The sequence below is a fragment of the Paenibacillus sp. IHB B 3415 genome (genome assembly GCF_000802655.2).
Classification (GTDB): domain Bacteria; phylum Bacillota; class Bacilli; order Paenibacillales; family Paenibacillaceae; genus Paenibacillus_AQ; species Paenibacillus_AQ phytohabitans.
Map to the genome: position 1 here is coordinate 1 of NZ_JUEI01000056.1, position 25,591 is coordinate 25,591.

Annotated in this window: 22 protein-coding genes, 1 other RNA gene and 1 pseudogene; 22 read left to right on the forward strand and 2 right to left on the reverse strand. The window is 52.8% G+C overall.

Annotated features, from left to right (window positions below; translation table 11 throughout):
* From QW71_RS40570 to rnpB, 20 genes and pseudogenes are all read left to right on the forward strand, one after another.
* A pseudogene (locus tag QW71_RS40570) lies at positions 1 to 187 on the forward strand (hypothetical protein); the annotation flags it as partial.
* 263 nt (positions 188 to 450) lie between these two features.
* Entirely contained in the window at positions 451 to 744 is a 294-nt protein-coding gene (yqfC, locus tag QW71_RS22560; RefSeq protein WP_039304110.1) for a sporulation protein YqfC, read from the forward strand.
* Positions 741 to 1,922 (forward strand): sporulation protein YqfD, encoded by a 1,182-nt coding sequence (gene yqfD / locus QW71_RS22565; RefSeq protein WP_039304114.1) that lies wholly within the window; start codon positions 741 to 743, stop codon positions 1,920 to 1,922. Before yqfC ends, yqfD begins: the two co-directional genes overlap by 4 nt.
* Before the next feature lie 15 nt (positions 1,923 to 1,937).
* The gene (locus tag QW71_RS22570; RefSeq protein WP_039304117.1) at positions 1,938 to 2,909 is read left to right on the forward strand and encodes a PhoH family protein; all 972 of its coding nucleotides are present in this window, start codon (positions 1,938 to 1,940) and stop codon (positions 2,907 to 2,909) included.
* A gap of 17 nt (positions 2,910 to 2,926) precedes the next feature.
* A complete protein-coding gene (locus QW71_RS22575) occupies positions 2,927 to 5,206 on the forward strand; it encodes an HD family phosphohydrolase (protein ID WP_039304120.1) in 2,280 nt (759 codons plus the stop codon).
* A complete protein-coding gene (gene ybeY, locus QW71_RS22580) occupies positions 5,178 to 5,681 on the forward strand; it encodes an rRNA maturation RNase YbeY (RefSeq protein WP_039304123.1) in 504 nt (167 codons plus the stop codon). Before QW71_RS22575 ends, ybeY begins: the two co-directional genes overlap by 29 nt.
* Positions 5,681 to 6,076 (forward strand): diacylglycerol kinase family protein, encoded by a 396-nt coding sequence (locus tag QW71_RS22585; protein ID WP_039304126.1) that lies wholly within the window; start codon positions 5,681 to 5,683, stop codon positions 6,074 to 6,076. Before ybeY ends, QW71_RS22585 begins: the two co-directional genes overlap by 1 nt.
* Before the next feature lie 398 nt (positions 6,077 to 6,474).
* Positions 6,475 to 6,894: a cytidine deaminase gene (locus QW71_RS22590; RefSeq protein ID WP_039304130.1), complete on the forward strand. Its 420-nt coding sequence runs from the start codon at positions 6,475 to 6,477 to the stop codon at positions 6,892 to 6,894.
* A 580-nt stretch (positions 6,895 to 7,474) separates the two neighbouring features.
* A complete protein-coding gene (gene era, locus QW71_RS22595; protein WP_039304132.1) occupies positions 7,475 to 8,368 on the forward strand; it encodes a GTPase Era in 894 nt (297 codons plus the stop codon).
* Positions 8,369 to 8,575: 207 nt separating this feature from the next.
* The gene (locus QW71_RS41450) at positions 8,576 to 8,719 is read left to right on the forward strand and encodes a YqzL family protein (RefSeq protein WP_083442676.1); all 144 of its coding nucleotides are present in this window, start codon (positions 8,576 to 8,578) and stop codon (positions 8,717 to 8,719) included.
* Positions 8,720 to 8,755: 36 nt separating this feature from the next.
* Positions 8,756 to 9,511: a DNA repair protein RecO gene (recO, locus tag QW71_RS22600; RefSeq protein WP_039304135.1), complete on the forward strand. Its 756-nt coding sequence runs from the start codon at positions 8,756 to 8,758 to the stop codon at positions 9,509 to 9,511.
* A gap of 461 nt (positions 9,512 to 9,972) precedes the next feature.
* Positions 9,973 to 10,860, forward strand: a complete 888-nt coding sequence (gene glyQ / locus QW71_RS22605) for a glycine--tRNA ligase subunit alpha (protein WP_039304138.1) — start codon at positions 9,973 to 9,975, stop codon at positions 10,858 to 10,860.
* Positions 10,853 to 12,934, forward strand: coding sequence for a glycine--tRNA ligase subunit beta (gene glyS, locus QW71_RS22610; protein WP_039304141.1), 2,082 nt, complete (start codon positions 10,853 to 10,855; stop codon positions 12,932 to 12,934). Before glyQ ends, glyS begins: the two co-directional genes overlap by 8 nt.
* 179 nt (positions 12,935 to 13,113) lie before the next feature.
* Positions 13,114 to 13,587: a DUF188 domain-containing protein gene (locus QW71_RS22615; protein ID WP_039304144.1), complete on the forward strand. Its 474-nt coding sequence runs from the start codon at positions 13,114 to 13,116 to the stop codon at positions 13,585 to 13,587.
* 39 nt (positions 13,588 to 13,626) lie between these two features.
* The gene (gene dnaG, locus QW71_RS22620) at positions 13,627 to 15,447 is read left to right on the forward strand and encodes a DNA primase (RefSeq protein WP_039304434.1); all 1,821 of its coding nucleotides are present in this window, start codon (positions 13,627 to 13,629) and stop codon (positions 15,445 to 15,447) included.
* A 40-nt stretch (positions 15,448 to 15,487) separates the two neighbouring features.
* A complete protein-coding gene (gene rpoD / locus QW71_RS22625) occupies positions 15,488 to 16,621 on the forward strand; it encodes an RNA polymerase sigma factor RpoD (protein ID WP_039304147.1) in 1,134 nt (377 codons plus the stop codon).
* A gap of 159 nt (positions 16,622 to 16,780) precedes the next feature.
* Positions 16,781 to 17,605: a hypothetical protein gene (locus QW71_RS22630; RefSeq protein WP_039304149.1), complete on the forward strand. Its 825-nt coding sequence runs from the start codon at positions 16,781 to 16,783 to the stop codon at positions 17,603 to 17,605.
* The gene (locus QW71_RS22635) at positions 17,602 to 18,381 is read left to right on the forward strand and encodes a class I SAM-dependent methyltransferase (RefSeq protein ID WP_039304152.1); all 780 of its coding nucleotides are present in this window, start codon (positions 17,602 to 17,604) and stop codon (positions 18,379 to 18,381) included. Before QW71_RS22630 ends, QW71_RS22635 begins: the two co-directional genes overlap by 4 nt.
* Complete coding sequence (locus QW71_RS22640) at positions 18,357 to 19,472, forward strand: Nif3-like dinuclear metal center hexameric protein (protein WP_039304156.1); 1,116 nt, start codon at positions 18,357 to 18,359, stop codon at positions 19,470 to 19,472. Before QW71_RS22635 ends, QW71_RS22640 begins: the two co-directional genes overlap by 25 nt.
* 71 nt (positions 19,473 to 19,543) lie before the next feature.
* Positions 19,544 to 19,960, forward strand: an RNA gene (gene rnpB, locus QW71_RS38175) — RNase P RNA component class A.
* A gap of 116 nt (positions 19,961 to 20,076) precedes the next feature.
* On the opposite strand, the gene QW71_RS22645 is transcribed toward rnpB, so the two are convergent.
* Positions 20,077 to 21,291 (reverse strand): PLP-dependent aminotransferase family protein, encoded by a 1,215-nt coding sequence (locus tag QW71_RS22645; RefSeq protein WP_039304160.1) that lies wholly within the window; start codon positions 21,289 to 21,291, stop codon positions 20,077 to 20,079.
* A gap of 95 nt (positions 21,292 to 21,386) precedes the next feature.
* On the opposite strand from QW71_RS22645, the gene QW71_RS22650 reads away from it, so the two are divergent.
* Positions 21,387 to 22,829, forward strand: a complete 1,443-nt coding sequence (locus QW71_RS22650) for a PLP-dependent aminotransferase family protein (RefSeq protein WP_039304163.1) — start codon at positions 21,387 to 21,389, stop codon at positions 22,827 to 22,829.
* Between the two features lie 36 nt (positions 22,830 to 22,865).
* Here the strand turns inward: QW71_RS22650 and QW71_RS22655 are convergent, their stop codons facing one another.
* Positions 22,866 to 24,743, reverse strand: coding sequence for a S8 family peptidase (locus tag QW71_RS22655; RefSeq protein ID WP_039304166.1), 1,878 nt, complete (start codon positions 24,741 to 24,743; stop codon positions 22,866 to 22,868).
* 278 nt (positions 24,744 to 25,021) lie between these two features.
* On the opposite strand from QW71_RS22655, the gene QW71_RS22660 reads away from it, so the two are divergent.
* Positions 25,022 to 25,519, forward strand: coding sequence for a YpuI family protein (locus tag QW71_RS22660; RefSeq protein ID WP_039304169.1), 498 nt, complete (start codon positions 25,022 to 25,024; stop codon positions 25,517 to 25,519).
* Positions 25,520 to 25,591: the final 72 nt, after the last annotated feature.

Here is a 25,591-nt window from a genome sequence, read left to right on the forward strand (position 1 = left end):
GGCGGCTGCAGTGCCTTCCACAGGCGCAATGACTGCCGGAGAGGGCGCCAGTCCGTCTCAGGCAGGTATAGGGGAGCATCCGCTGGCGCGGGACCGTGAGGCGCTGCGCAGCGGCCTGGTGTGGGCGGAGATTCTGGGACCGCCCCGTTCACGGCAGCCGCATGCCTCTGTCCGCAAGGAAGGCTGAACCCCCGGCAGAAGAGCGGCTACTCTGCACTGCGGTTATATCTTTGCTCTGCCTGAAAGCTCGAATATGCTCCTTAAGAGGAGCAGATCCGGGCTTTTTGCCGTGTTATCCCGTGGACTTATCCTGCAGAATCTCCTGCATCTAACGCTGCCCGGCGGTTGGAGCCGAAGGAGCTTTCCGGTACAAATGATGTGAGTTCTTCTCATAAAAAAACGCACTCCCGCATAAGGTGTACAGAAGGCAGGAAGGGGGAGCGTCTATATATGACCCGTATTGGCCGCAGGCTGCGGGGATGGACAAACGGGGTACTGGATCTTCCGCAGGATGTGCTGCAGGAGATGCCCCGGATCACCCTGATCGGCAATAAGGAATTGTATATTGAGAACCACCGCGGCGTGCTGCATTTCTCATCGGAGCAGCTCAGGCTGGCGTTGGCCAAGGGATATCTGGAGATTTCCGGTGAAGGGCTGGTCATCCGCAATATTCTGGGCCAGGAGCTTGCCGTTGAAGGTATTATCGGTGAAATCAGGTATAAGGAAAGTGGGGAGAATCCATGAAAGAGCCGCCTCTGTCATCGCTGCGGGGGTTCGTTACACTGCATGTGACGGGACCGCAGGTGGAGACCTTTATCAATGCTGTAACCGGAGCAGGCATCGTCATCTGGGATGTGAGGCCTGCCGGGGACGGCGCTTCGCTGAACCTGCTGCTGGATGATTTTTTCAGACTCCGTCCGCTCCTTAAGAAGACAGGCTGCCGCATGCATGTTACGGCCCGTAACGGAATTCCTTTCCGGGCGGCCCGCTTGTGGAAGCGGAAGTTTTTTGCCGCAGGACTGCTGATCTTCGGTGTCGGGCTGCTGCTGCTGTCCTCTATGGTGTGGAGCATCAAGGTTGAAGGGAATACCCGCATTCCCACCGAGGACATTCTCGAAGCCGCTCGCAAGGAGGGGGTGTACCCTTTTCAGTGGATTTGGCGGATGGAAGAGTCGGACAAGCTCTCCAGGGAGCTGACCACCCTTGTTCCGGGGCTGACGTGGGCAGGGTTTCACCGGACGGGGACGAGCATTACGATCCAGGTTGTCGAAGCCGACCGCCCGGAGACTAAGCCGCTACTCAGCCAGCGCCATCTGATCAGCAGGACGGATGCGGTTGTCACCGAAATCTATGCGGAGCAGGGCAGACCTGTGGTGAGCCGGAACTCGCGCGTCAAAAAAGGGGACATCCTCATCTCCGGAACGCTGGGCGACGAGGAGAATAGAGAGTTTGTAGTAGCCAAAGGCGATGTTAAAGGCCTGGTATGGCATGAATATAATCTTGAGGTGCCCCTCAAAAGAACGGGCAGTTCCTATACAGGAGAACGCAAAGACCGCACGTATCTCGTTCTCGGCAAATGGGCGGTGCAGCTGTGGGGGTACGGGGATTCCGGCTTTGAGAAGTCACGCACGCTTACGGAGCCCGATATGCTGTCCTGGCGGTCCTTTAAGCTGCCGCTGGGCATGATGACCGAGAAGGAGCTGGAGATTAAATATACCGCTGAAATGCTGACTCCGGAGGCCGCGCGGGAGGAAGGTCTGACGCGGGCCAAGAGTGATATTTTCGCGCGTTACGGTGCTGACAGCGTCATCAAAAATCAAAAAATTTTGCATGAGAAGAAAGAGAATGGTAAAGTTTATATGAAAGTGCTGTTTGAGGTGGAAGAGAGAATTGCGGAAGAACTTCCGATAGTAAACAATTGAGGAGAATGAGGCTACTTGTCAGAACAGACTGCAAGCATTCGTATATCTTTGCAAAATGCGGGAGAAGCTCAATCCCTGTTCGGCCCGCAGGACGGATTCCTGAAAATTATCGAGAAAGAAATTCCGGCGGTTATCGACTCGCGCGAAGCTGAAGTTACCATACGCGGCGCAGAGCGTGAAGTGGACATGCTGGGCCAGCTGTTCAACGTGCTGCTGTCCCTTGTACGGGGCGGTTACATACTAAGTGAACGCGATGTGCAGTACGCCGTAGAACTGGCGAAGGATTTCCGTGCCGATCAGCTGCTTGACCTGTTCAAAGGTGAAATTACAACAACTTTCCGCGGTAAACCCATCCGCGTCAAAACGATTGGCCAGAAACATTATGTGACAACCATCAAAAAGCGTGATATCGTCTTTGGCATCGGGCCGGCGGGAACAGGTAAGACTTATCTTGCCGTTGTGCTTGCGGTAACGGCGCTCAAGGAAGGCTCCGTCAAGCGTATTGTGCTGACGCGTCCGGCAGTGGAGGCAGGCGAGAACCTGGGCTTCCTTCCCGGTGATTTACAGGAGAAGGTAGATCCGTATCTGCGGCCTCTCTACGACGCCCTATACGACGTTATGGGTCCTGATCAGGTGGCCAAGGCGCTGGAGCGCGGGCTGATCGAGATTGCGCCGCTTGCCTATATGCGCGGGCGTACGCTGGAGGATGCTTTTATTATCCTCGACGAAGCCCAGAATACGACACCCGAACAAATGAAAATGTTCCTCACCCGGCTGGGCTTCGGCTCCAAGATGGTCATTACGGGCGATGTTACCCAGATCGATCTGCCGCGCGGCAAGAAGTCAGGGCTGATAGAAGCCAAAGCGATATTATCCGGTATTGAGGAGCTCGGCTTTGTCTATTTTGCAGAACAGGACGTAGTCCGGCATTCCCTGGTGCAGAAAATTATCGTTGCCTATGACCGCTCTGCCGAAAACCTCCAATAAAAAAGGGGATTGTCTTCATGGCCTCAAAGCAACCATCGAAATTAAGCGGATTTGTATATAGCACTAACGGGTGGAAGTATAGCGCGGTCTCGCGCTATGCTCTTTTCCTGTTATTGGGGCTTGTTTTCTACTTCAGCCTGTCCTCTGATTTGCTGCCCAAAAAGTATGACATCAAAGAGGGTACACGCAGTGCCAAGGAAATCACGGCGCCCAAGCAAATTCCGGACACCAATGCCAAGCTGAAAGCCCAGGAAGAAGCGGCCGAAAATGTGCCCAACCGGTATGCTATTATACCGATGAGGACCGAGAATCTCGTTACCATGTTGCTGGATAGAATAGACCGGTTGAATCAGGATGATACGATTTCGCAAAGCGAAAAGACGGAGATTTACCGTGAAGTAATTCCGGAGCGTACGAACGATTTTATTCTTAATTTTGTTGCTGTCAGCCAGAAAGCCGGGACGTATTCGGAGCATCTGCTTGCTGAAATGCAGTCGGTCATCAAAGACCAGGCGTACGCTATTCCGGAAGAAACGTATATTAAGATCCCGAGGCTGACCTCGCAGGATATCATTGAAATGAAGCCGGTCGCACGGGAAATTGTTATCAAGCTGATGAATGACCAGATTACCGACGCCCAGACAGCACGCGCCAAGGTGGCTGAGCAGGTCAGCATCAGTTCGCTGAGCCAGCGTACAGCCCGCGAGGTTGTGCAGGAGCTGGTGCGGCAGGTTATTACCAGCAACAAATTCTATGATGAGGAAGCCACCAAGGAAGCGAAGGTGCAGGCCCGCCAGAATACACCTGATGTATTCATTGAGCAGGGGGATGTACTGGTCGCCAAGAACCAGGAGATTACTCCAGAGCTGTATGCTCTTCTGGACGAGAACGGCCTCTTGAGCAAAGAAGTTAATTATTGGCCGCAATTCGGACTGCTGCTGCTCTCCGTGCTGCTGTCTTTTGGCCTGATGACATTCATCCGCTATAACGGCGGTACATCCGGTTTCAAGTATAATAACTCCCAGCTGCTCATGCTGGTGCTGGTGTTTATAATTACAATTATTATGATGAAGCTGGCGGCATTCCTGCAGACGGATGTACGGACGTATATAGGCTTCCTGGCTCCGGTGGCGATAGGTGCGATGCTGATCTCCATGCTGCTGGATATGACCTTGGCCTATTTCTGTTCCATTCTGTTCAGTGTTCTTGCCAGTATTATTCTGAATGTGCAGCAGAACACCGTATTTGATTTCACCTTTGGCTTCTTTGCGCTTATTGTGAGTTATGTGGCTATTTTCTCCACTCACCGGGCAGGACAGCGCTCTACCCTACTGAAGGGCGGCATTATGGTCTCCCTGTTCGGCTGTCTGACGGTTGCTATACTGACCATGCTGGGCGGAGGTGTGTGGAATGAGACGCAGACGCTGTATTCCATCGGGTTCGCGTTTGCCAGCGGCCTGCTGACCGCTGTGCTGGTAATCGGCCTGATGCCATTCTTCGAAGCTACGTTCGGCATCCTGTCGGCGCTGAAGCTCGTCGAATTATCTAACCCGAACCATCCGCTGCTGCGCAAGCTACTTACGGAGACACCGGGAACGTATCATCACAGTGTTATGGTCGGGAATCTGTCTGAGGCTGCGGCTGAAGCGATCGGTGCTGACGGCCTGCTGTGCCGGGTGGGTTCGTATTATCATGATATCGGCAAGACGAAACGGCCGTTCTATTTCATTGAGAACCAGAACAATATGGAGAACCCGCATGATTCGATTGAGCCGAAGCTGAGCAAATCAATCATTGTGGCCCACGCCCGTGACGGGGTGGAGATGCAGAAGGAGTACAAGCTGCCGAAGCCTATCCGCGATATCGCGGAGCAGCATCACGGCACGACATTCCTGCATTATTTTTATCATAAAGCACTGAAGATTGCGGAGGAGAAGGGTGTGGAGCCTGACTTCACGGAGGAGGATTTCCGTTATCCGGGGCCGAAGGCACAGTCGAAGGAATCTGCAGTTGTCGGTATCGCCGACAGTGTGGAGGCCGCGGTCCGCTCCCTCCGCAAGCCTACCGTTGTGCAGGTAGAAACGATGATCGAGAAGATTATCAAAAGCCGGTTGGATGACCATCAGTTTGATGAATGCGACCTGACCATCAAAGAGCTGGACATTATTGCACGGACACTTAAAGAGACTGTAATGGGCATTTTCCATTCCCGGATTGAGTACCCCGAGGATGTGCGCAAGCCCAAAAAAGAGGAAGGGGCCATCAAAAATGAGCCTGAGCGTCGTTTGGAGCAATGAACAGGAAGAGCATGAGATTAACAGCGATCTGATCGCCCTGCTGGAGATTATTCTGCAGAAAGCGGGCAGCGCTGAAGGGATCGATGAGGGTGAAGTGGATCTTACCTTCGTTAATAACGAACGCATCCATGAGCTGAACCTGGAGTACCGGGGAATCGACCGTCCAACGGACGTGCTGTCCTTCGCGATGAATGAGACCGGAGAAGATGAGCCGGAAATTATATATGCTGTGCCCGATGGTGAGGGCGAGGAACTGGAGGAAGTACCTAACGTGCTCGGAGATATCATTATCTCCGTAACGCGTGCGCAAGAGCAGGCGCTGGAATATGGACATTCGCTGGAGCGCGAGCTGGGCTTCCTGTTCGTCCACGGATTTCTGCATTTGCTGGGATATGACCATCAGGATCCGGAATCTGAGGCCGAGATGATGTCTAAGCAGGAGAATGTTCTGGCTCAGGTCGGGTTGACACGCTAATGGTCAAGAACACGGCGGTGGGTCACAAAAAATTCTGGCATTCTTTTCGCTTCGCGGCTCATGGCATTGCCGCGGCTTTCCGGTCGGAGCTGAATATGAAAGTGCACAGCGGCCTTGCTGTTATTGTACTGGCTGCCGCCGCAGCATTCAGGCTCCCCCTGTCAAGCTGGATGCTGCTGCTTCTGGCGATTACGCTGGTGCTGACCGCCGAGCTGCTGAATACGGCGATTGAAGCGACGATTGACCTGGTGTCGCCAAAGATTCATCCCTTGGCCAAGAAGGCCAAAGATACCGCCGCAGGAGCTGTACTGCTTACGGCGGTGTTTGCTGTTATTACGGGAATCTATGTTTTTTATCATCCCGTGATGGACTGGATCGCAAGTCTTATGTCATAATCAGTTTACAACTTCAGCTTAGAGAGAGGCGGATCCGCTTTGTGCGCTCCGTCATCTTTACTTAGAACCACAATACCAGGCCATACTTAGGTGGCCGGTTAGTGTACGAAGAATAATGGATGCGGTGCATGCTTATAAAGCAAGTTTTATACGAAGAATAATCGAAGCAGTGTATGCTCACAAAACTAAGGTTATGCTTACGAAGCAAGTTTTGTACGGAGAATAGCCGAAGCAGTGTATGCTCACAAAACTAAGGTTATGCTTACGAAGCAAGTTTTGTACGGAGAATAGCCGAAGCAGTGTATGCTCACAAAACTAAGGTTATGCTTACGAAGCAAGTTTTGTACGGAGAATAATCGAAGCAGTATATGCTCACAAAACTTTTTAGGAGGACAACTATGGATTCAGCTCTACTTCTTCAGGAAGCGATCAAGGCAAGAGCCAATGCATATATACCTTATTCCCGTTTCGGGGTCGGCGCTGCACTGCTGGACCAGGACGGGAATGTTCACCACGGCTGTAATATTGAGAATGCTGCCTACGGCCCGACCAACTGCGGGGAACGGACCGCTATGTTCCGCGCAATTGCGGACGGGCATAAGCCGGGTACCTTCCGGGCTATCGCTGTAGTCGCGGATACGGACGGGCCTGTATCGCCTTGCGGCGTCTGCCGCCAGGTGATGGTTGAGCTATGCGGTCCTGATATGCCGGTCATTCTCGGCAACCTGAAGGGCGACATCGTGGAGACTACCGTGCGCGACCTGCTGCCCGGCGCTTTCGGTCCTGCGGACCTGGAGCAGGGCCAGGCTCCGGAGTAAGCAGCAAAGACAGGTGAAGTATTTAGTTGGGTTTAATTATGCCTGTGATCATAGTTTAATTGTATTTTGTACAATTAAAATCCCGCTAACTCCGCTAAACTTCGATATAACTGCAAAAAGTACAATTATATTCGCAAGTTAGTCCGAAAACAGCCTCTAAATCAGGAAATAGTTGTATGGAATACATTTAAACCTGTAGAGTCTCTGATTCTAAACAGAATAAGTGTACAAAATACAATTAAGTTTGTTTTAGAGGGTTCAAGTATGGTTTAGGTGTTCAAGTAACCAGTCTTTTCCGCGCCGCAGTAAAGCGTGTTCCCGCAGGGAACGTAAGCGCTCCTGCTCCAACGCGCCGCAGTAAAGCGTGTTCCCGCAGGGAACGTAAGCGCTCCTGCTCCAACCCCGCTTTCCCCGTGCCGAACGCTGCGCCCACGCCAGTTCCGGGTGTCCAGAGGGCCGGGGCCCTTGGGGTCCCCCTTGGCGAAGGGGGAATTAGGGGGATCGAAGGATTTTGAAATGTTTTGAAACGTTTTTGACCGAAACGCTTTTGACCAAGTTGTAAGACAAATAGGAGGATTTTATGAAATTCAAATCAGGGTTTGTCGCCATTATCGGCAGACCGAACGTAGGCAAATCGACACTTATGAACCAGGTGATTGGCCAGAAGATCGCCATTATGTCGGACAAGCCGCAGACCACCAGAAACAAAATTCACGGGGTATATACAGCCAATAATTCGCAGATCGTATTCCTGGACACGCCGGGTATCCATAAAAGACAGTCGAAGCTGGGCGATTACATGAACCAGACAGCGATGAGCACCCTGCATGAAGTGGAAGCTGTGTTGTTCCTGGTGGATGCTTCTGAGGGCATGGGCGGCGGTGACCGGTATATCGCGGAACAGCTGAACTCCATCAAGACGCCGGTCATTCTCGTGATGAACAAGATTGACAAGATCGAGCCGGAAGCGCTGCTTCCAATGATTACTGAATACAACAAGCTGCATGAGTTCGCCGAGATCGTGCCGATTTCTGCCAAAATGGGCAGCAATGTCAATACGCTGCTGGAGCAGGTGCAGAAGTATCTGCCGGAAGGCCCGCAGTATTATCCGGACGACCAGATTACCGATCACCCGGAGCAGTTCGTCTGTGCGGAGCTGATCCGCGAGAAGATTCTGCATCTGACCCGCGAAGAGGTGCCGCATTCCATTGCGGTGGCGATCGAGGACATGAGCGTTGAACCGAATGGCGTAGTGCATATTTCTGCGGTTATTTTTGTGGAGCGTGATTCCCAGAAGGGGATTATTATCGGGAAGCAGGGTGCCCTGCTGAAGGAAGTCGGACGGCGTGCGCGGACGGATATTGAGAACCTGCTGGGTTCGAAGATTTTCCTGGAACTATGGGTAAAAGTGAAAAAAGACTGGCGCAATCAGGACCGCGTACTGCGGGATTTGGGCTTCCACAAAGACCAATAAACCTTCCCTCCGCTGCTGTATTGAAATATAAGAAAGTGTATGTTTTACGCTATACTTTATCCTTATATTTCTCGCTGAAACGGTACCGTCCTTAAACTGGACAGCAAAGCCGCTTGTACTTGGCAGGAATTGCAAGGATAGATCCCCGGCTATCGTACATCCTACTTCTGGAGAGACATCGTGTTTCCGAAGAAAGGATGAATACGAATGCGGAACTTTTCGTGGAAGTATTTTGCAATGACTGGAGATGTCGATGCTTATTTGCTGTACAGAGAAGCTGGAGATTCGCCGGAGAGCAGCGGACCGCTGCCGGTGGAGGAAGAGATGGTCATTGATGAAGAAGCACAATAAGGACTGGTTGCTTGCCGAGTGGTTGGGAGAAGAGGCATGCTATACAGGGTGGAAGGGATCGTCATCCGCAGCATGGACTACGGCGAAGGGAACGCCATTATTACGCTTTGCACCGAGAACGCCGGTAAAGTAGGAGTTCTGGTACGGGGCGCGAAGAAGGTGAAAAGCCGCCATGCTGCCCTGATCCAGCTGTTCACAACAGGAGAGTTTGTGTTTTTCCGCAACAATGGCGGACTGGGAACACTGAATGCCGGGGAGATTACGAAGTCCCATCATCCGCTGCGTGAGGATCTTGTCAAAGCGGCGTATGCATCCTATGCCTGCGAGCTGCTTGACCGGGTATTGCATGATGAAGAGACGGGAAGCTTTTGGTTCCGTCAACTGAGCGCCTGCCTGAATGCACTTGAAGAAGACAAAGAGCCCGGCATCATCATAAATGTTTTTGAAATGAAAGTGCTGCAGGCTGCGGGCTATGGCCCGCAGCTTGATACCTGTGTAGTCTGCGACATGAACAAGCCGGATGAGGAGCTTAGAATCAGTCCGCGTCTTGGCGGTGTAATCTGCCGCAGCTGCCGGCATAATGATCCTCCCGCGATGGAGATTTCTCCGCGTGCCCTGAAGCTGCTGCGTCTATTCGCAGCACTGGATCTGACCAGACTTGGCAATGTGGATGTGAAGCCTGAGACACGCGCAGAGCTTAAGGCCATTATGCGGGCATTTATGGATATGCAGCTAGGGCTCCGGCTGAAATCGCAGAGTTTCCTCGATCAGCTTGATAAATACAATATTTGACGAAATGCGAATTATCCGTTACTATAAGTTCAGTTTCTTTTTACAGCAATTTATAGGAATGCCGTGATTGCTCCAGACATGGAGAGAGTGCAGTGATCGGGAAAGTAATGAGTCGATTTGTCGCTTCAGCGAGCCGGGGATAGTGGAAGCCTGGCAGGACAACGTTCATGAACATGGCGCCCGGGAGTACGGAAGCGGCAGAATGAAAAGTGGATTTCGCGTAGCGTAATCAAGTAGGGTGGAACCGCGGGAGAAGAATTCAGGCTCTCGTCCCTATGTCTGTTAATCAGGCATGGGGGCGGGAGCTTTTTTGCCTTGTGGCGGACTTATGAAGGTTATACTCTCCATAACCAGCCGCAGGGATACAGAAAGAAGCCGGTGACCGCCTCCATCGCGCAGCAGCAAGAGCCAGTCATAAGTAAAGAGGCAGTACACACTTGTAAAGCGAAGGAGTCGGTAGTATGAACTTTCAGCAGATGATTCTGACACTGCAGCAGTTCTGGGCAGCCCAGAACTGTATTCTCGTCCAGCCGTACGATACGGAAAAAGGGGCGGGCACAATGAATCCCATGACCTTTTTGCGGTCACTCGGTCCGGAGCCCTGGAAGGTCGCTTATGTCGAGCCTTCACGCCGTCCGTCAGACGGCCGTTACGGGGAGAACCCGAACCGCCTGTACCAGCATCACCAGTTCCAGGTCATCATCAAGCCGTCCCCGGACAATATTCAGGAGCTGTATCTGGATAGCTTGAAGGCACTGGGCGTAGATCCCCTGCTGCATGACGTGCGGTTTGTCGAAGACAACTGGGAGAATCCGTCACTGGGCTGTGCAGGCCTCGGCTGGGAAGTGTGGCTGGACGGAATGGAAATCACGCAATTTACCTACTTCCAGCAGGTAGGCGGAATTGAAGCCAGCCCGGTAGCGGTGGAGATTACTTACGGTATGGAGCGTCTTGCCTCCTACATTCAGGATAAGGAAAATGTATTTGACCTGGAATGGGTAGACGGAATGACTTACGGTGATGTGTTCCATCAGCCGGAGGTGGAGCATTCCACGTATACTTTTGAAGTTTCCGATGTCAAAATGCTGTTCACCCTGTTCAACACCTACGAAGAGGAAGCGCGCAGAGCGATGGAGAACCATTTGGTTTTCCCCGCCTATGACTATGTGCTGAAATGCTCGCATACCTTCAACCTTCTGGATGCGCGCGGAGCGATCAGTGTAACCGAACGTACGGGTTTCATCACAAGAGTGCGTAATCTTGCCCGCACCGTAGCGGCAACATATCTGGAGGAACGCGAGAAGCTCGGCTTCCCGCTGCTGAAGAAAGAAGGTGCTGACCTTGTCTAAAGACATTTTGTTCGAGATCGGTCTCGAGGAAATTCCGGCCCGCTTCATCCGCGCCGCCATGGAACAGTTGAAGGATAGAACAGCCAAATGGCTCGAAGCCTCGCGGATCAGCCACAATGGCGTTACCGCATATGCAACACCGCGCCGTCTTGCTGTACTGGTGAAGGATGCTGCTGAGCGGCAGGAAGATGTGAGTGAAGAAGTCAAAGGCCCGTCCCGCAAAATCGCACTGGACGCAAGCGGCGAGTGGAGCAAGGCGGCACTTGGATTTGCCCGCAGCCAGGGCGTTGCGCCGGAGCAGTTTACCTTCAAGGAACTGGCGGGCGTAGAATACATCTATGCCACCAAGAGCAGCACCGGGATTGAGACAGCTTCCCTGCTCTCTGAAGGTCTTACAGGTATTGTCAATGCCATGACTTTCCCGAAAAATATGCGCTGGGGCGCTTATGATTTCAAATTTGTCCGTCCAATCCGCTGGTTGGTCGCGCTCTTCGGCCAGGAGATTATTAACCTTACGATTACCGGAGTCAAAGCCGGCAATGTGAGCCGAGGCCACCGTTTCCTTGGGAAGGAAGCAGTTATTGCTGAGCCTGCCCTGTATGTCGAAGCTATGCGCAGCCAGCATGTGCTCGTAGATGTGAAGGAACGCGAAGAGCTGATCCTCAGCGGAATCAACAAGCTCGCCGAAGAGAAGAGCTGGAAGATTGCGATCAAGGAAGATCTGCTCGAAGAGGTACTGTTCCTGGTAGAAACACCGACCGTCTTGTTCGGAACATTCGACCCAGCTTTCCTGAATATTCCGCAGGATGTGCTGATTACTTCCATGCGCGAGCATCAGCGTTACTTCCCGGTGTTCGGGGAGGGCGGCAAGCTTCTTCCGTTCTTCGTAACTGTCCGTAACGGGAATGCCGTATCGCTGGATGTAATCGCCAAGGGGAACGAGAAGGTGCTTCGCGCCCGGCTTCAGGATGCCAAGTTCTTTTATGAAGAGGATCAGAAGCTGCAGATTAACGATGCGCTGGCCAAGCTCGAGAATATCGTGTATCACGAAGAACTGGGCAGCGTAGGGGATAAAGTACGCCGTATCCGCGCGATTGCCGACCGCCTGGCAGTGAAGCTTGCGCTGCCGGCAAGTGCTGCGGCTGAAGTCAGCCGGACTGCGGATATCTGCAAATTTGATCTGGTTACGCAAATGGTGGGCGAGTTCCCTGAGCTGCAGGGTACGATGGGCGAGGATTATGCCCGTAAGGCCGGTGAAGCTGACAATGTATCCAAAGCGATCTTCGAGCACTATCAGCCGCGTTTTGCAGGGGATGCCGTTCCTTCAACGGTGGCAGGTCTGGTAGTCAGCCTTGCCGATAAAATCGATACGATTGTAGGCTGTTTCTCGATTGGGATCATCCCGACCGGTTCCCAGGACCCTTATGCACTGCGCCGGCAGGCGGCAGGAATTGTACAGATGGTGCTGGAGCATCAGCTCAGCATCAGTTTGCAGGAAATTTTTGCTGCAGCGCTGGAAGTTCATGAAAGTTTACGTTCAGAGAAACATTTCACCCCTGAGCTGCGTATAAACCTTTACGAGTTCTTTGGTCTGCGCGTCAAACGCCTATTATCCGACAACAATGTCCGCTATGATGTTGTGGATGCAGCTACTGCTGCCGGTTTCGATGATATCGTTGACGTGGTAGGCAGAAGTCTTGCGCTTATGAATGCAGTAACAGACGTAGCTGATTTCAAAATCACTGTGGATTCCCTGACCCGCGTCAGCAATCTGGCGGCCAAAGCAGCCGAAGGAACGGTAATCGACCCTTCTCTGCTCAAAGAAGAAGCCGAACAGAAGCTGTATCAGACTTGGCAGAGTATTCATGATCCTTACCGCGAAGCTCTGGCTGCCTTGCATGCCGCAGAAGCACTGCAGATTCTGTCGGGGCTGAAGGATGCCGTCACCGGATTCTTCGATTCCGTTATGGTCATGGCAGAAGACGAGGCGGTTCGCGCTAACCGTCTGGCACTCTTGTCCGGCATTAATGCGGATTCCAGATTATTTGCCGATTTTGGCAAGCTGGTGTGGTAATCAAGGATTGAAAATTCAACTAATGTTTGTGACTTATGGTATAGATTGAGGGTTTAGGGTATAAATATACGGAACGGTGCCAATGAGTAAGTTGACATTCGTTCCGTATTTATGCTTTACAAAGAAGGATTTCTGCCAAGCGGAGCGTATATATATTACACGGGAATTTGGTGAGAATCATGGTAAGATCCCAGGAAAGAAAGATCGTCGTTGATGGGGATGCTTGTCCGGTCAAACAGGAGATTAATACCGTAGCCCGCAGCTTTGGCATACCGGTGCTGATGGTTTCTTCTTACGATCATGTGCTCAAAGCTGAAGAAGGTGTCACGGTTGTCCAGGTGGACCGCGGAGCTGACAGTGCCGATTTGTATATCGCCAATCATATTTCTGCGGGAGATGTCGTAATTACGCAGGATTATGGGCTTGCGGCGCTGGCGCTGGGCAAACGCTGCAGGGTGCTCTCGAACCGGGGGCAGGAGTATGAGGATTCCAAAATGGATTTTATGCTGGAGGGCAGGCATGCCCGGGCGGTAGAGCGCAGGCGAGGCCACTATTCCAAGGGTCCAAAAGCGATTACCGCAGAGGAAAAAATTTATTTTCAACATAAACTGACAAAACTTTTAACTTTTTTGCAGGAGAATGTACAGCTGTAGCGAATTATATTTATTTGTTAAGAGATGAAGGTGGCTAATGTGGCTAGCGGACACGGTAATATTCCGGAAGAGGTTATCGAAAGCGTGCTGGCGCGGCATGATATTGTCGATACAGTCGGTAAGGTTGTCCATTTGTCCAAGCAGGGGAAATATTTATGGGGCCTCTGCCCGTTCCATTCGGAGAAATCCCCTTCCTTCACCGTCACCCCTGACCGGGGAGTATTTCATTGCTTTGGCTGCGGTATGGGTGGAAATGCCATCAAGTTCAGGATGGAGATCGAAGGATTATCCTTTCCCGAAGCAGTCAGAATAATGGCGGAAGAAAGTGATATACCCGTGCCCGAAGGCAGAGGGGGAGCGCTCGCTCCACCCGATCCAGAGCGGGACCGGCTGATTCAGGCGTATGATTTATCGGCGAAGTATTATCATTATCTGCTGAAGAACACGGAATACGGCACAGCCGCCATGGATTATTTAAGAACCCGGGGTTTCAGCGATAGAATGATTGACCAGTTTCAAATTGGCTATGCGCCGGACCGTTGGGATACACTGCTGCAGTTTCTGGAGAAACGGAGCTTTGATCTCGCCGAGATGGAGAAGGGCGGACTGCTGTCTGCCCGGGGGGAAGGCAAGGGTTATCTGGACCGTTTCCGCGGCCGGGTCATTTTTCCGATTGCTAACCGCATGGGCAAGACCATCGCCTTTGCCGGAAGAATATTCGGTGAAGGGCAGCCGAAATATCTGAATTCCCCAGAGAGCCGGTTATTCAACAAAAGCCGGATCCTGTACAATTTGCACCAGGCCAAAGCATCCATCCGCAAAACGCGGCAAATCGTCCTGTTCGAGGGATACGGTGATGTCATTTCGGCTTGGGATGCAGGTGTGCATAACGGGGTGGCGACCATGGGTACATCGCTCACCGAGGGCCATGTGGCGCTGATGAAAAGCCTGGGAGATGAGATTGTTCTCTCCTATGACGGAGATAAGGCGGGACAAGCTGCCGCACTCAAGGCCATTCCGCTGCTCGAAGAAAGCGGGCTGAGAGTTAAGGTTGCGCTGCTCCCGAGCGGCCTGGACCCCGATGAATTCATCAACCGGCATGGCGGGGACAGATTCAGGGAACAGGTGATTGACTCCGCCGTATCCTCCATAAAATTTAAGCTTATATATCTGAAAAAAAACCATATACTCCTAGAGGAAGACGGCAAAATTGCCTATGTCAAGGAGGCTCTGGAGATTATTGCCGGACTCCATTCTTCGACGGAGCGTGAGGTATATCTGAGGGAAATCGCCTCCGAGCTGGAGCTGTCCTACGACAGCTTGAAGCAGGATTGCAATTTACTTCGGGCGTCCATGCAAAAAAACATTCCCGAAGGGGATAATAACGACAAAAGGTGGAATAATGGTAGGCATAAAAAAGGGCAAGTGCAGACACCTACGCTGCTGCCTGCTTACCATGTTGCGGAACGGCGCCTTTTATCACTGATGATTCAAGATCCGGAAGCGGCGGCCTATGTGGGCGAACGCCTCGGGGAAGAGTTCAATATTGATGATCATGCGGCAATTGCCGCTTATCTATATGCCTATTATGCGCAAGGCAAACCACCCGGCATCAGCCGGTTTCTATCATCGCTTCAGGATGACCGTCTGGAGAAGACTGCTACGGCGATCTCCATGATGGATACCCCTCCGGACTGGAATACCCAGGTTCTGGACGATTGTATTCGTGAAGTGCAGAAGTATCCTCTGCAGCGCAAAATAGAACCCAAGCGTGAAGAGATGATTCAGGCGGAAAAATCCGGTGACTTTTTGCGTGCAGCACAAATAGCAAGTGAAATTTTAGCCCTAGAGAGACAATGAGACATTGACAGGATGTACCTAGGGAGGAGGGAGTCGAATTATGGCGAACGATCAGCATACTGAACTGGAAGCGGAATTTACTCTGGATCAGGTTAAGGATCAGCTTATTGATCATGGTAAGAAAAGATCATCATTGAACTACAAAGATATTATGGAGAAATTATCGCCGTTTGATCAAGACCCCGAGCAGATGGAGGAATTCTACGAGCAGCTGAGCGATCTGGGGATCGAAGTCGTGAATGAGAATGATGAAGAGGTCAACAGCCTCCGGCCAAGTGAGGATAATGAGGACAAAGACAGTGATGATTTCAGCTTCGACGACGATCTGTCGCTGCCTCCGGGCATCAAGATCAACGACCCCGTCCGGATGTATCTGAAGGAAATCGGGCGTGTTCCGCTGTTATCGGCTGACGATGAAGTGGAACTGGCAATGAGAATCAAGAATGGTGACGAGGAAGCGAAGCGGAGACTTGCAGAAGCGAACCTGCGTCTCGTAGTCAGTATCGCCAAACGTTATGTCGGACGCGGCATGCTGTTCCTGGATTTGATTCAGGAAGGCAACATGGGTCTGATCAAAGCCGTTGAGAAATTTGACCACAATAAAGGCTTCAAATTCAGTACCTATGCAACCTGGTGGATTCGTCAGGCGATTACCCGCGCGATTGCCGACCAGGCACGGACTATCCGTATTCCCGTGCACATGGTGGAGACCATCAACAAATTGATCCGGGTCTCCCGCCAATTGCTGCAGGAGCTGGGACGTGAGCCTTCGCCGGAAGAGATTGCAGCTGAGATGGAACTGACCGTTGAGAAGGTTCGGGAAATCATGAAGATTGCCCAGGAGCCGGTATCACTGGAAACACCAATCGGTGAGGAAGATGATTCGCATCTGGGAGATTTCATTGAGGATCAGGAGGCGCTTGCGCCTGCGGATGCAGCGGCATATGAGCTGCTGAAGGAACAGCTGGAGGATGTGCTGGACACGCTCACCGAGCGTGAAGAGAATGTACTTCGCCTGCGCTTCGGACTGGATGACGGACGGACGAGAACGCTTGAAGAAGTGGGTAAGGTGTTCGGCGTTACCCGCGAGCGTATCCGCCAGATTGAAGCCAAAGCACTGCGCAAGCTGCGTCACCCGAGCCGCAGTAAGCGGTTGAAGGATTTCCTCGAATAGACGTATAGGGCCGGACCTTCTGCTGCACGGTGGCAGGAGGTCCTTTGTGTATATTCTGGGTCCCCGCAAAGTACCTGAGTCATCATCGAAGCTAAAGCCCCACTTTGCGGGGGGGGTTGTAACAGGCCGGAGGCAAGATCTGGAAAGAGGGATGAGCCGTTGAATTTGGAGAAACGTGACACTATTTTAAGAGAAATTCAGTACTGGAGAAGAAGCAAGCTGCTGCCGGAGCAATATTGTGACTTCCTGACCAACCTGTATGATGATCAAGCAGAAATTAAGGATAGTAATCCGGTATCGCTGCGGAATCTACAGCAGGGAAGCATCAAAATATGGCTGTTTGGTTTTGGAATAATTTCCTTGATTTTCTTGATTAGTCTTTATTTTAGCGTTTTTCCCTGGCCTTTGCAACTTGCCACGGCGCTCTGTGTATTAATTGTTTGTTATGGCTATTCGGCTATTTATCTGGACCGCAACAAGATGATCAGTCTGATACTGGCGGGAATCGGAAGCGTGTTAACCCTCGGGTTCGGGTTGTGGCTAATTGCACTGCATGATCTGGATCCCGATTTTTGGAGACCTTTGCTGATTGCAGCCTGCGGTCTCCTATGGTGTGTACTTGGATTTTTTCTGCGTATCGGACTCCTTCATTTTTGCGGTTTTGCTTTTTGGGCCCTGCTATATGCCGGATTCTTCGGCCAGGCCCGGCCGGATGCTTCCATTCTCATGCTGGAGCTGCTCTGGCTTCCGCTCTGTGTGCTGATGATCTGGCTGAGCTGGCTTTTGTATCACCGGGTTAACGGGGTCTCGGGTGTGTACCTGGGCGTCGGGGTCTCACTCTGGCTGATGCCGGAAATCGATGCGCTGTGGCTCAGATCGGGATTCCCGGAATGGACTTCGCTTGTATTAATACTGAAGATTGCTGTTGGCTTAGCGCTGCTGTTCATCTTCAGAAAAAAATGGATAACGTGGGTGGCCTCATGAACAAAGTAAAATTATCAGACCGGCTTCAGCTTCTGCTGGAGCAGGTACCGGAAGGAAGCAGACTTGCCGATATCGGTTCGGATCATGCCTTACTGCCTGTAGCCGCAGTTGAGAGCGGGCGTGTGCCCTCGGCAATTGCCGGGGAAGTGAACCTGGGACCGTATGAAGCAGCAGGCAGAGGCGTAGCTGAAGCAGGCCTCAGCAAGCAGATTGCTGTACGGCGTGGAGATGGACTGGAAGTGCTAGCCCCGGGGGAAGCAGACTGCATCACAATTGCCGGCATGGGCGGATCGCTAATCGCCGCTATTCTTGAACGCGGCCAGCAACTGGGTAAGCTGGCAGGGGTGAAGACACTTGCGCTGCAGCCGAATGTGGGCGAGGATATTCTGCGCCGCTGGCTGCTTGGTAACGGCTGGGTGCTAATCTCGGAGCATATTTTGGAGGAAGACGGTAAAACTTATGAGATCCTGACAGCGGTCCCTGAAGGCACTGAAGCTGGCCGGACGAATGAACAGCTGTACCGGGAACAAACGCTCGCCGGCGGCGGGGTGGTTCTTGATCAGTCCCTGCTCCTGCAGATGGGGCCTTGGCTGCTGCAAGCGCCGAATGAAGTGTTCACGGCGAAGTGGCGGGGGGAAATCTCCAAGCTGGAAGGAATTCTGGCCTCACTGTCGCGTTCAGAGCTGGAGGCGGCAGAAGAGAAGCGCAGCAAGATCAAAGCACAAATCAAGCGGATAGCGGAGGTGCTGGAATGTTTGCCAAAGGACAGACTGTAATTGGATATATGGAGCAGCTTGCCCCGAAGCATCTGGCGGAGGAATGGGATAATGTCGGGCTTCAGCTGGGCAGCCTGCAGAAGGAGATTACCGGCGTGCTGGTCGCGCTGGATGTCAATGACAGTGTCGTGGACGAAGCGATTGCCCAAGGCTGCAATCTGATTATCGCCCATCACGCGATTATTTTCCGGCCGGTCAAAGGCATTCTCACAGACACTCCCATGGGCCGGCTGTATGAGAAGCTGATCAAAAACGACATTGCCGTCTATATCAGCCATACCAATCTGGATGTGGCGGAAGGCGGAATGAACGACTGGATGGCGGAAGCGCTGGGTATTGAGAACGGTGCACCGATCAAGGATATTCATACGGAGCAATTGTCCAAGCTCGTTGTATTTGTGCCGAAGGATCACCATCAGAAGGTGCTGGATGCGATTCTGAATGCCGGTGCTGGCTGGATCGGCAATTACAGCCATTGCAGCTTCAACATCGAAGGCTATGGCACCTTCATTCCGCAGGAAGGGACAGACCCTTATATCGGCAAGCAAGGCAAGCTGGAGCGGGCTGAAGAGATCCGCATTGAGACCATTGTGCCGCATCCGATCCGTAATAAGGTTGTGCAGGCTATGCTGAAGGCTCATCCTTATGAAGAGGTGGCTTATGATCTCTATTCCATGGACCTCAAGGGGCGCAGCCTCGGCCTCGGTCGAGTGGGTAAGCTTAAGGAGCCGACCACGCTGGGAGAGTTCGTGGAGACCGTTAAGAGCGGTCTGGATGTCGACCATGTGCGTGTCGTTGGTGATTTGAACCGTCCTATCCGCAGGGCAGCTGTGATGGGCGGGTCCGGTGCCAAGTATTACAGCAGTGCTATCTTCAAAGGAGCGGATGTGCTGGTGACCGGTGATATCGATTACCATACGGCGCAGGATGCACACCTGGCAGGCATCGCACTGATCGACCCGGGGCACAATGCGGAGAAGATCATGAAGGAGAAAGTTGCGGAGTTTCTTGCCGGCAAGCTGACAGAGCATAAGTGCAGTACTGTGGTGCATGCCTCCAAGCTGAACACCGAGCCTTTCGATTTCCTCTAAGCGGCTGTATTGCAATTATTAACACTTGTGTCCGCTGGTGCAAGTCTGTATAATATACAATGTTGTTCCGGAAAGTTTGACAGACAATCGCCGGTGTGCGTGAGAACGCCGCGGGAGGAAAGTCCGGGCTCCATAAGGCAGGATGCTGGATAACGTCCAGTCGGCGCGAGCCGAAGGATAGTGCCACAGAAATGGACCGCCGATGGCTGCTTTCGGGCAGCACAGGCAAGGATGGAACCGAGGTGTAAGAGACCCCGAGGAACGCTGGTGACTTCGTTCCTGGTAAACCCCATCTGGAGCAAGACCTAATGAGACGCAGCGTCTTCCCTAACCGGGAGAAGCAGCCTTCGCCTGAGGCGTGTCTAGGTTGGTCGCTGGAGCTGTGCAGTAATGTATGGCCTAGATAGATGATTGTCGCTTATGGTGGGAGGGTAGTTCCCGTTTGAACCACAACGAGCACAGAACCCGGCTTACGGCAAACTTTCCTAACTGACAACGAATAAGCACTGTGCGGTAACTCAATACACTTACAGACATTAAGACGGCGGCCTCCTCAGGGGGGCCGCCTTTTGTATACAGTTATAGGTAACATCCGGTGGGATGGCTACATAGGAAGCAAACGCTCCTCATACCGGGACATGGCTGTCTCCAGCCGCTGCACCGCAAGCGGCAGCAGCTCCGGCCGCGTATGGGTGAAGTTGAGGCGCATCGCATTCTTCAGCGGCCGGGCGGAGTAGAATACCTCGCCGGGAACGAAGGCAACGCCCTGCTCTACGGCAAGCGGCAGCAGCTCAGCGGTATTGATGCGGCCGGGCAGGGTCAGCCACAGGAACATGCCGCCGCGCGGCTCAAGGAATCTGGCCCCCTCCCAGTTCCGCGAGGAGAGCTCAGCCGAGAGCAGCTTCATCCGTGACTGATATTCACGGGAGATCAGGCGGATATGGCCCTCAAGGTCAAAACTCTGCAGAAGCTCGTGCAGAGCGCGCTGATCAATGGCGCTGGAATGCAGATCGGCAGCCTGCTTGGCTTTGGCAACGACACGAATCAGTTCCAGGGGCCCGGTAATCCAGCCGGTGCGCAGTCCAGGTGCAACGATTTTGGAGAACGTACCGGTGTAGATCACACAGGAATCCCCGTCCAGACTTCTGTCAATGGCGGCGAGCGCAGGCGGATATGCTCCCGGCGTATTATCGAAGGCAATCTCGCCGTACGGATTGTCTTCCAATATCAGCACGCCGTATTTCCTGCATAGCCCTACAACTTGTTCACGGCGTTCTTTGCTCCAGGTCGCACCTGAGGGATTGTTGAACGTAGGGACGGCATACAGGAGCTTAGGCCGGTGCGTACGGAGCTGTTCTTCGAGATGCTCAGGCAGCATGCCTTGTTCATCGCTGTCCACCACGCGGATGTCTGCGCGGTACGAGCCCAGCACCTGCAGAGCAGCCAGGTAAGTCGGGGCTTCCACCAGTACGGCATCACCCGGATCAATAAGTATTCTGCAGAGCAAATCTATAGCCTGCTGGGAACCGGTGGTGAGGAGCATTTCCTGTGCGGACACCGGAATGCCCTGCTGTCCCAATCTTGCAGCGACCGCTTCACGCAGCGGAAGGTATCCCTCGGTTAAGCCGTATTGCAGCGCTGAAACATCACTGGAGAGTACGCGGCTATAGGCATCGCGGACAGCCTCTACAGGGAACAGCTCCTCAGCAGGCAGGCCGCCTGCCAGCGAGATAATATCTTTGCCCTGCGTAATTTTGAGAATGTCACGGACAGCTGAGGACCCCAGGTGGTTCGTCATCTCAGCATAATTGATCTTCATGGTTCATGCTCCCCGCTAATCTGAATTTTGTTGTATCATAACGGTATAGCAGTATAACAGTAAAGCGCTAAATATAACAGTCAGGGGGAAACGGGATGCGTATTGATTTACTCCGCAGCGGCACTAAATCTCTGCCGCAGCAGATCAGTGAGACAATAGCCCAGCGGATCACTTCCGGACTGCTCCAGCCGGGGAGTAAGCTGCCTTCCGTAAGAGGTCTGGCCTCCTCCTTGAAAGTAAGCCAGGTAACCGTCAGCAAGGCTTATGCTGATCTGGAAACCCGCGGCCATATTATCTGCAGCCAGGGCAAAGGCTGTTATGTAGCGGAGCGGCAGCGGAATGTGCCCGATACTTCAGCCGGATGGCAGGACAGTTATGACGACTACCTCCCGCGGGCACAGCTGTGGCGCAACTTCAATTATTCGGAAGTGAAGTATCCCTTCCATCTGGCAGCGATACACAGCAGCCTCCTTCCGCTTGAACCGATTGGCGCCACTATGGCGGCTCTGGTACAAGAAGAGCCGGAGCTGATGGCCTCCTACGGGAATTTCCAGGGGGATCAGGAGCTGCGGGAGGTGATGTGCAGGCATCTGCAGAGCCGGGGCATAGCGATTGGGCCTGATGACTTAATGATTACCAGCGGTTCGCAGCAGGGAATCGATCTGGTGGCCCGGACCTTCGTCGGTCCCGGGGACACCGTGTATCTGGAGGCGCCCAGCTATACGGGAGCCATTGATGTTTTTGCCGGACGGGGGGCAGAGATGATCTTCGTTCCGATGGATGAGCAAGGGATGCGGGTGGACAGGCTTACTGCAATGTGTGACCGCAGACCGCCGAAGCTCATCTATACGAACCCTACCTTTCAGAATCCCAGCGGCGCTACGATGAGCATAACAAGAAGACAGCGGCTGCTGGAGCTTGCCCGCAGTTACCGCTGTCTCATTGTGGAGGATGATCCGTTCAGTGATTTGTATTTCCATCAGCCGCCCCCGCCGTCGATCAAATCGATGGATGGCGCCGGGCATGTAGTCTACATGAAGAGCTTCAGCAAAGTGCTCGCCCCCGGCTGCCGGATCGCCTGCGTTGCCGCTGAAGGCAATATTCTGTCCAGGCTGATTGCGGCCAAGTCGTCGAGTGACCTGGGCAGTCCGCTGCTGACCCAGCGCGCGGTATTGCCGTTCATCGACCGCAGGTATGAGGCTTACGCGGCGAAGCTGCGGACCGCCCTGCGCCTTCGCAAGGAAGCGGCGGCGATGCTTCTGAAGCAGTATGCCCCGGCCGGAGTCAGCTGGACGCTGCCTGAGGGCGGCCTGAACCTGTGGCTGCAGCTGCCCGAATCCCCCGGGATTGACAAGCTGCATGCGCTGGCTGATCAGGAAGGGATATCCTTCCTGCCCGGAGATGTCTGCTATGCCGGAGATACGCCTTCCCGCCATATCCGGCTCTGTTATTCGCAGCTTACGCAAGAAGACATGGAGCGCGGGCTCAGACAGTTCCTGCACCTGCTGGATCGGCATCTGCGTTCAATCCGCCAATAGCCTTCCCGCGTCAGTCCAGGCGGACAAGCGTCTAGCTTATTGCATGGATTTCAGCTGTTTGCCGACATGCTGGGGGAATAACTGCAGGGGAACTTGACCTCCGCCGGCAGCCTGCAGGGTCTGGTAGATATCTACCTGACCCCAGCCATAATATTTATCATGTCCGGCATCACCCAGATCCACCGCATTTGAGGTCAGCAGCTCGGTTACTTCCTTATTGGTCAGCCCGGGGTTCAGCGAGCGTACCAGCCCGGCGAGCGCTGCCACATGGGGGCTGGCCATCGAGGTGCCGGATAATGCCGCATACTGATTATCAGGATAGGTGCTGGCGATACTTTCACCGGGTGCAGCTACATCGATATAATCCCCGTAATTGGAGAAAGACGCTCTCACTCCGGTCGAATTAGTTGCGGCGACGGCAATTACCTCCTCATAGGCCGCCGGGTAGCCCGGCCGTTCGGTATTGTCATTGCCGGAAGCGGAGACAATGACAACGTCGCGGTCATAGGCATATTTGATGGCATCATGCAGGAACTGTGAGTCGGCATAATTGCCCAGGCTGAGATTAATCACTTTGGCGCCATGGTCGGCAGCCCAGATGATGCCTTCGGCAACGGAATAAGTGGTGCCAGCCCCGGAGTTGTCGAGCGCTTTTACCGGAAGGATCTTGTTATACCAGCTAATGCCGGCCACACCTTCCTCATTATTGGTCAATGCTCCGATGATGCCTGAGACATGCGTGCCATGCCCGACATCATCATCCGGCGCTCCACCGTTAGTTATCGCATTATATCCGGCCAGCAGCTGGCCCTGCAGATCGGGATGGTCCGCCTGAACTCCGGTATCCACCACGGCTACAACGACTTCCTTGCTGCCTTTGGACAGATTCCAGCCCAATTCTGTTTCAATGGCCGGCAGATTCCACTGATAGGTGGAGAACAGCAGATCATTAGGTGTTATAACATTGGCTCCTGTATTTTCGCTCACTGTATCATTGGTTAAATACATATAGTGAGGCTCGGAATATTGCGGGTGCCATTTATAAGCGAAGTAGGTTTTGAGCTGGGAATAGTTCATCTTCTCTGAGCGGAAAATATAGGCATACCCCAGCTTACGCGGCTCCTTGCACTGAATATCTGCGGCAATGGTCTGGAGCTGGCCTGCTGTAGGATGCCCGCTCCGGAACCGGACGACGATCTCGTTCTCGTAGTAGTGGCTGGCATTCTCGTTGTCATGGCCAGTCTTGACTGTGATATCCTGCAGAGTATCGGTATGAACGGATTCTACACGGTACTTGCCTTCCTTCGGATAAGGGATCAGACGGAGATTCTTCAGCTGGTGCTGGGCTACCCGGTCAAGGATCTTCTGATTGATCAGGGCGATGACGCCGAGCTGGCCTTCCTGGTCACGCTGTGCCACGAAATAATATTTCTTGCTGCCGATTACAAACGATGGGGACTCATAGGCTTGGTGCCCCTTGATGGCCGACTTGGCTGTGTTCAGGTATTTGAGCAGCTGCTTGTTCTCCTGGTCCGTTCCTTCCGGAAGAGAGGATTTATAGGTAGTTGTCTTCTGCGTGCGGAAATCAATCAGCATGAGCATGGTGATATGACCGTGTCCCTGCTGCAAGTTCCTGGCATATGCTGAGATATCCTCAGGCGAAGCGCCGTGGGTATCCGAGAGCATAGTTCTAAGATGTTTGCTTACATCCACGCGGTTCAGGCGGTCAGTAGCACTCACATCCTGTACCAGGGCGGTTTGCTTGATGGTTTTCTCCTGAGAGGGATTCGGCACAGAGGCTTGTCTGAGGGTACCGCTTATGGCGCCGTCTTCCGGCCGCAGGGCAAAAGTAAGCAGCACCACCGTCAGCGCAGCAGTGACCAGACCGGCGACGGTTAAGTTTTTTCGTGACATAGTTTCCGCTCCTTCCTGGCATTGTAATACCTGTTAGGTTTAGAAGAGAGGGCCGGTTTTATGCATCGGAGAAAAGGATACCGCCGTACAGGGTTTTATGTTAATATCAGAAAATAAGCGCTTTCCGGGGCTTGTACCCGGTCTGCCGGACCGGGATGACCTCCTCACCTGCGGTGGGTGGAGACCGGTGAAGTTTTGTGATACTATCAAGAGAGAACTACCCGAATTGATTATGTCGTAACTACAAAAGCAAGGACTAATAAGGGGGAGCAATCGCCATGTCAGCAGCTAATGTGCAGAAATTGTGTGAATCTACGAGAGAAAAACTTAAATCCGTAATCGGAAAAATGGAACTGTTCCTAAACGAGCATGCGCTTCCGCAACTGGTTGCCGAAGAGGATGAAGAAACACTGCATTTCTATCAAGGGTTCTTGTCCGATCTCCGCCATCTGCTGGTGTTCTCGGAGATGTCTTATGAGAAGCTTGGGGTTGCTCTGCGCCGCGCCACTTTCGATGAAGTCTTCGCGCAAAAAGCGCTATATAATGTATATCATTTTGGAGTAAACAACTTCTTCTATCCTAAGAACGAAAGCTACTCCGAAGATGGGCGCTACGCCTACACAGGTCAGGATGCGATCCGTTTCCGCAAGAAGCCGGTTCGTCCGGCGCGCGACATTATTATGGAGATCACCAAGGTCTATGAAGAGCTGCGTGATGATCTGGCTTATTATGAGAATGATTATTTAACGGAGAAGCGGATGCAGAATCAGGTGTAAGACTGGAGCTGCAGGTTTCTGGTAAAAGACCGGGTTTGTCATGAGGAACATGACAGCCTGGTCTTTTTTTTG

What these genes read in the sequence shown, in the direction of transcription:
- QW71_RS22660 (WP_039304169.1), top strand. Translation starts at nt 25,022, where the DNA reads ATGTCAGCAGCTAATGTGCAGAAATTGTGTGAATCTACGAGAGAAAAA.
- recO (WP_039304135.1), top strand. Translation starts at nt 8,756, where the DNA reads ATGCTATACAGGGTGGAAGGGATCGTCATCCGCAGCATGGACTACGGC.
- glyQ (WP_039304138.1), top strand. Translation starts at nt 9,973, where the DNA reads ATGAACTTTCAGCAGATGATTCTGACACTGCAGCAGTTCTGGGCAGCC.
- QW71_RS22635 (WP_039304152.1), top strand. Translation starts at nt 17,602, where the DNA reads ATGAACAAAGTAAAATTATCAGACCGGCTTCAGCTTCTGCTGGAGCAG.
- QW71_RS22640 (WP_039304156.1), top strand. Translation starts at nt 18,357, where the DNA reads ATGTTTGCCAAAGGACAGACTGTAATTGGATATATGGAGCAGCTTGCC.
- QW71_RS22645 (WP_039304160.1), bottom strand. Translation starts at nt 21,291, where the DNA reads ATGAAGATCAATTATGCTGAGATGACGAACCACCTGGGGTCCTCAGCT.
- QW71_RS22585 (WP_039304126.1), top strand. Translation starts at nt 5,681, where the DNA reads ATGGTCAAGAACACGGCGGTGGGTCACAAAAAATTCTGGCATTCTTTT.
- QW71_RS22575 (WP_039304120.1), top strand. Translation starts at nt 2,927, where the DNA reads ATGGCCTCAAAGCAACCATCGAAATTAAGCGGATTTGTATATAGCACT.
- era (WP_039304132.1), top strand. Translation starts at nt 7,475, where the DNA reads ATGAAATTCAAATCAGGGTTTGTCGCCATTATCGGCAGACCGAACGTA.
- rpoD (WP_039304147.1), top strand. Translation starts at nt 15,488, where the DNA reads ATGGCGAACGATCAGCATACTGAACTGGAAGCGGAATTTACTCTGGAT.
- QW71_RS22615 (WP_039304144.1), top strand. Translation starts at nt 13,114, where the DNA reads ATGGTAAGATCCCAGGAAAGAAAGATCGTCGTTGATGGGGATGCTTGT.
- ybeY (WP_039304123.1), top strand. Translation starts at nt 5,178, where the DNA reads ATGAGCCTGAGCGTCGTTTGGAGCAATGAACAGGAAGAGCATGAGATT.
- yqfC (WP_039304110.1), top strand. Translation starts at nt 451, where the DNA reads ATGACCCGTATTGGCCGCAGGCTGCGGGGATGGACAAACGGGGTACTG.
- QW71_RS22655 (WP_039304166.1), bottom strand. Translation starts at nt 24,743, where the DNA reads ATGTCACGAAAAAACTTAACCGTCGCCGGTCTGGTCACTGCTGCGCTG.
- QW71_RS22590 (WP_039304130.1), top strand. Translation starts at nt 6,475, where the DNA reads ATGGATTCAGCTCTACTTCTTCAGGAAGCGATCAAGGCAAGAGCCAAT.
- QW71_RS22650 (WP_039304163.1), top strand. Translation starts at nt 21,387, where the DNA reads ATGCGTATTGATTTACTCCGCAGCGGCACTAAATCTCTGCCGCAGCAG.
- yqfD (WP_039304114.1), top strand. Translation starts at nt 741, where the DNA reads ATGAAAGAGCCGCCTCTGTCATCGCTGCGGGGGTTCGTTACACTGCAT.
- QW71_RS41450 (WP_083442676.1), top strand. Translation starts at nt 8,576, where the DNA reads ATGCGGAACTTTTCGTGGAAGTATTTTGCAATGACTGGAGATGTCGAT.